Below are 4,740 nucleotides of genomic sequence, written 5' to 3'. Positions count from 1 at the left end.
GAACAGGCGGTAAAGGAAGCGCTGCACGCGCAAGTAGGCGGAGTGGCGTGGATCGAGGACGCCGCTGGCGACCAGCCAGTCGCGCAGGAAGCCCAGCCCGGTCGCGGCGGCGAAGAGGCTCCCGGCGATGAGCGCCATCGGTCGCGGCACGATAGGCCACAGGACGACGCTCAGGAAGCCCATCTGGAAGCCGGCGAAGATGCGCCGGTGGGCGCTGTCGGGGATGTCGTGGATGGGCCGGCCCAGCCGCCGGCGCAGCCACAGGCCGAAGACGAAGAAGTAGCGCGCCAGCCCCAACCCCAGATACCACCACGGCAGTTGGCCGAAAGAGACGGCCAGCAGGATCACGACCAGCGTGCCCAGACCGTCGAACTCCATGTCGAGCGCGCCGCCAAGGGCAGTCACGTGGTCGGCGCGGCGGGCGAGGTAGCCGTCGAAGTAGTCGGCCACGTCGGTCACGGTGTAGAGCAGGACGATGACCCAGGCCAGCGCGCCCGGCGGCCAGGGGCCAAAAAGGAAGCCGGCCAGCAGACCGATGCACAGGCCGCGCACGAGGGTCAGGACATTGCCGGGGCCGAGCGTCGGCAGGAGATCGCTCCCAGACCTGACAGGTCTTTCGAGACCTGTCAGGTTTACGACCCGCCGGTTGGCCGGCAGGTTGCGCCAGAGCACCCACAGCCCATAGGCCAGCGCGGCGGCCGACAGGGCCAACCAGCGTTCGCTGTACGGCCACGCTGGCTGTAAACGCCAGTAAAACGCCAGCCAAGTCACGGCCCAGAGGGACGCGACGGCGACCCACTGGCGGCGCAGCGAGGGAAGCGCCGCGTTCGCTACCACCCCGTCGTCCCCGGTTCGCCCTTAAACGGGCCGACCACGTCGTTGGTGATCCAGCCGCCGTAGAACCGGCCCGGCTGAGGGCGGGCCTGTTCGCCATCCACCAGGCACGCGTCCATCGGCGCGGGGTAGAAGGCGATGTAGTCGCGGATGGGGGCGAAGTCGCGCGTGGGGTTGGGATAGGTCCAGGCGGCGTTAGCAACGCGCCGCCCGTTGACCTCTAGCGCGTAGTAGCGCGCCTCTCCCTTCCATTCGCACCACGAATGTCCGTCCTCCGGCCGCAGGTATTCCGTGCGCACATCTTCGGGTGGGATGTAGTACACCGGCGGGTGGCTCGTCTCCAGGACGCGCCACGCTCGGCGGGTGTCGGCGATGGTACTGCCATTAAAGATCACTTGAATGTGTCGGGCTGTCTCTTCCAGGCGGGGTGGGCGGGGATAGTCCCAGACGGATTCCTGGCCTGGCTCCGGTTGAATCGGTTGGGGTCGCATGGTTGTCCCTCTCGGCGCTCCAGAACTGACGAATGTGGAAAGGGATTATAGGTGACGTAAGGCGATTTGGGCACTGTTGCCGAGCACTGATTGCCCTCCCACACGTTGCGAATCGGTTGAACCGCTTTATACTAGCCCCATCATCCCTCCGGCTAAGTCTGGCGACATGTGGCCGGGAATCATCAGGAGGCATCGTGACACCCCAACCCGCCATCGGCGACGCCTTGCGCCGCTTCACCTACAGCAAGACCTTCATCATCGGCTTCGGTTTCCTGGGCATCAGCATCGTGTGGCCCATCTTCAACCAGTTTGTGCCTATCTTCCTGCAGGCGGGCAACCCGCAGTTCGAGGCCCAACTGCTGGCCGAGGGGCGGGCCATCCCCGACGTAGTCGGCTTCGGTCTGGCCCCGTCGTTGGCCCTCTTCATCATGACCTGGGACAACCTCATCAACGTCTTCGTCCAGCCCTGGGTGGGGGCGCGCAGCGACCGGACGTGGACGCGCTTCGGCCGGCGCAAGCCGTGGATACTGGTCGGCCTGCCTATCGCCGTGCTGGGCTTCGTCCTGCTGCCCTTCGCCCCGACGGCGTTGGCTATTGCCGCCTTCATCCTGATCACCAACTTCGGCATGGCCCTCTTCCGCTCGCCAACGGTCGCGTGGCTGGGCGACCTCTTCCTGCCCGACGACCGCAGCAAGGCCAACGGCATCATCAACCTGATGGGCGGCATCGGCAGCCTGCTGGCCTTCCTGGGCGGCGGCTTCCTGTTCAACAATTTCGGCCGGGCCGCGCCCTTCATCGCCGGGGCGGTGCTCATGGTGGTGGCGTTGGCGGTGGCTCTGTGGCGCGTGCGCGAGCCAAAAGAGGTGGCGGCCGGGGCCATCGACGAGGCCGCCGAGCCGCACCTGTCTCTGTTGGAGAGCCTGCGCCTGCTCGGCCGCAGCGCCGACCGCGGCGGCATCTACGTCTTGCTGGGCATCCTCTTCTGGTTCATGGCCTTCAACGCGCTGGAGGCGGGGTTATCGTCCTTCGCCGTCTTCACCCTGGGCATCGCGCCGGGCACGGCTTCGATCTATGCCGCGGCCATCAGCCTGTCGTTCATCATCTTCGCCTGGCCGGCCGGGGTGGCCGGCACGCGCTATGGCCGGCGCGGCGTCATCCTGGCCGGACTGACTGGGCTGACGATCCTGTTCGCCGCCGCCTATTTTCTCATCCAGGGGGCAGCGACATTCATCATCGTCCTCGTCCTGGGCGGCCTCTTCTGGGCGATGGTCAACGTCAATAGCCTGCCTCTCGTCTACGATTACGGCGACGAACGCCAGATCGGGACGTACACCGGCCTCTACTACTTCTCGTCGCAACTGGCGGCCGTGCTCGGGCCGACGCTGGGCGGTGTGGTGGTGGACGTGCTGGGCGACCAGTACCGCTGGCTGTTCCCATTCAGCGCCGTCTTCATGGCCCTGGCCTGGCTGGTCATGACCCGCATCCGCGCGCGGGTGGTGACGGTGGCCGCATCATGACCAACGACGTGACCCTGCCGGGCCGGATCATCTTGCGGCGCGCCGGTCCGGATAGCGCGACGGTCATGGCCGCGCTGGTCAACGCTCACTCGCGATACCTCGTCGGCACGCGGCGGGCGCTGGTTGACGGCGACGGCGACCTACGGCTGGCGCGCTACGTGCCGGCCGCGGCCGAGCAGTACCTCGGCCACATCAGCTATGCCGCGCCGGGCGCGCTCTTTCACCTTATCTCCCGACCGCCGCACGTGGTGGTGGAGCTGGGCTGCACGCTATTATCCGGTTTCGTCAGGGCAGCGCCCCTCGCTCTGGCCTGGCTGGAGGAGCGCGCCAGGGAACTGGCCCAGCCCGCCCCGGACGGAGCGCGCGTCGTGTGGCAGTGCACCCAGTTGGCCGACGATACCGCTGGCATCCAGGTTCTTGAGCAGCACGGCTTCCGGCTGGCGCGCGAGTGGGTACATTTTGAGTTGGCGCTGGAGGAGCCGCCGGCCGTTGCGCTACCGGAGGGCGTGACCATCCGGCTGATGGACCCGCGCACCGACTGGCCGGCCGTTGGCGCGGCGATGGATGAGGCATTCGCCGACCACTGGGGTGAGATGGGGCCGGAGGCGCGGACGCTGCTGGAAGAGGACGAACCGGTCGACGAGGCTACCGACGAGATGGACGACGCAGAACCGGAGGATGACCCCTACTCTAACTCGCTCGGCCTGTGCTTCGTGGCCGAGGCGGACGGGCAGGTGATCGGCTCGTGCCTGTGTAACGCGCGGACGATTGAATGGGCCGACAGCGGCAAGATCGGCAGCCTGAGCGTGCGTCGGGCGTGGCGTGGACGGGGTGTGGGGGCCGCGCTGACGGCTACGGCGCTCGACGAGTTCCACCGGCGCGGCATCCGGCGCGTGATTACCGATACCGACAGCGACGGCTTCACTGGGGCGTATCGGCTCTACCGGCGGTTCGGCTTTACGCCCTACCGGTATGAGTATGTGTACGAGAAGGAGATTCGTCCGGGGTGGGAATGGCGTATGATGACGCCGGAAGAGATGGACCGATGACACCGGGCATGATCATCATCCTCAACGGCGCATCCAGTTCCGGCAAGACGAGCCTCGTCCGGGCGTTGCAGAAGACACTGGACGGGCCATACCTCGACGCCGGGCTGGATCGGTTCTTGTGGATGCTGCCTGGGCGCTATCTGGATCGGCCGCTATGGGACGATGTGCTCGGCCTCGCGACGGAGGCGGGCGCGACCGGTCACAGGCTTGTCCTGGGCATGCACCGGGCCATCGCCGCGCTGGCTCGCGCCGGCAACTGCGTCATCGCCGACCACGTCCTGGTCGAATCAGCGTGGCTGGCCGATTGCGCCGCCGTCTTCGTCGAGCTACCCGCCTGGCTGGTTGGCGTGCGCTGCCCACTGGAGGTATTGGTGGAGCGAGAGCGAAGCCGCGCCGACCGCACGCTGGGTCAGGCAGCCGCCCAGCATTGAATTGTGCATGCTCATGGACTGTACGATATGGAGGTGGATACGTCGCGGATGAGTCCAGAAGCGTGCGCCGCGGCCATTGCGGAGACGATCCGTTGCGGTGTTCCCTCAGCATTCAATCAACTTCGCGCCCGACTGCCAGCGTCATAACGGACACGCCGGTCGACCGCCACCATCCGGCCAGCGGCGGCAGCGCCCGCTCCGGTCGCTCCCACTGGATAGTGAGCGGCTGCCAATCGGTTTCGGGCGCATCGGTTCGTTGTGGCAGGCACGTCACGATCCGCGTATCCTCCGCCAACCCTCGCCGGATGGCCTTCAGCGCCGCTTCCTTGCCGCTCCAGATGGCGTTGGCGTAGACGTGGTGCAGGCTGAAAGCCTGCGCTACAAGCTCTCGCTCCGCCGCCGTGAAGTAGTCCTCAAT

Annotated in this window: 5 protein-coding genes and 1 pseudogene; 3 read left to right on the top strand and 3 right to left on the bottom strand. The window is 66.8% G+C overall.

Annotation, left to right across the window (positions count from 1 at the left end):
* Both ACE3UY_RS23050 and ACE3UY_RS23045 read right to left on the bottom strand, forming a co-directional pair.
* Nucleotides 1-837, bottom strand: an 837-nt coding sequence (locus tag ACE3UY_RS23050; protein WP_374689810.1) for a CDP-alcohol phosphatidyltransferase family protein, incomplete at its 3' end; no start/stop codon positions are given.
* Complete coding sequence (locus ACE3UY_RS23045; protein ID WP_374689809.1) at nt 831-1,325, bottom strand: DUF427 domain-containing protein; 495 nt, start codon at nt 1,323-1,325, stop codon at nt 831-833. The genes ACE3UY_RS23045 and ACE3UY_RS23050, both read right to left, overlap by 7 nt.
* A gap of 194 nt (nt 1,326-1,519) precedes the next feature.
* On the opposite strand from ACE3UY_RS23045, the gene ACE3UY_RS23040 reads away from it, so the two are divergent.
* The 3 genes and pseudogenes from ACE3UY_RS23040 to ACE3UY_RS23030 all read left to right on the top strand — a co-directional run bounded on the left by ACE3UY_RS23040 (nt 1,520) and on the right by ACE3UY_RS23030 (nt 4,469).
* Nucleotides 1,520-2,842 (top strand): MFS transporter, encoded by a 1,323-nt coding sequence (locus ACE3UY_RS23040; protein ID WP_374689808.1) that lies wholly within the window; start codon nt 1,520-1,522, stop codon nt 2,840-2,842.
* Nucleotides 2,839-3,891: a GNAT family N-acetyltransferase gene (locus tag ACE3UY_RS23035; protein WP_374689807.1), complete on the top strand. Its 1,053-nt coding sequence runs from the start codon at nt 2,839-2,841 to the stop codon at nt 3,889-3,891. Before ACE3UY_RS23040 ends, ACE3UY_RS23035 begins: the two co-directional genes overlap by 4 nt.
* Nucleotides 3,855-4,469: pseudogene (locus ACE3UY_RS23030) on the top strand (chloramphenicol phosphotransferase CPT family protein). The gene ACE3UY_RS23035 and the pseudogene ACE3UY_RS23030 overlap by 37 nt, the downstream one beginning before the upstream one ends.
* Here the strand turns inward: ACE3UY_RS23030 and ACE3UY_RS23025 are convergent.
* A partial coding sequence (locus tag ACE3UY_RS23025; RefSeq protein ID WP_374689806.1) for a 4'-phosphopantetheinyl transferase superfamily protein occupies nt 4,435-4,740 on the bottom strand: 306 nt, incomplete at its 5' end. The pseudogene ACE3UY_RS23030 and the gene ACE3UY_RS23025 overlap by 35 nt on opposite strands.

Origin of the sequence: Promineifilum sp. (SeqCode) (assembly GCF_041918635.1) — a bacterium.
Lineage (GTDB): Bacteria > Chloroflexota > Anaerolineae > Promineifilales > Promineifilaceae > Promineifilum.
The sequence above is the reverse complement of the archived record's forward strand: the minus strand, read 5'-3'. Positions and strand labels throughout refer to the sequence as shown.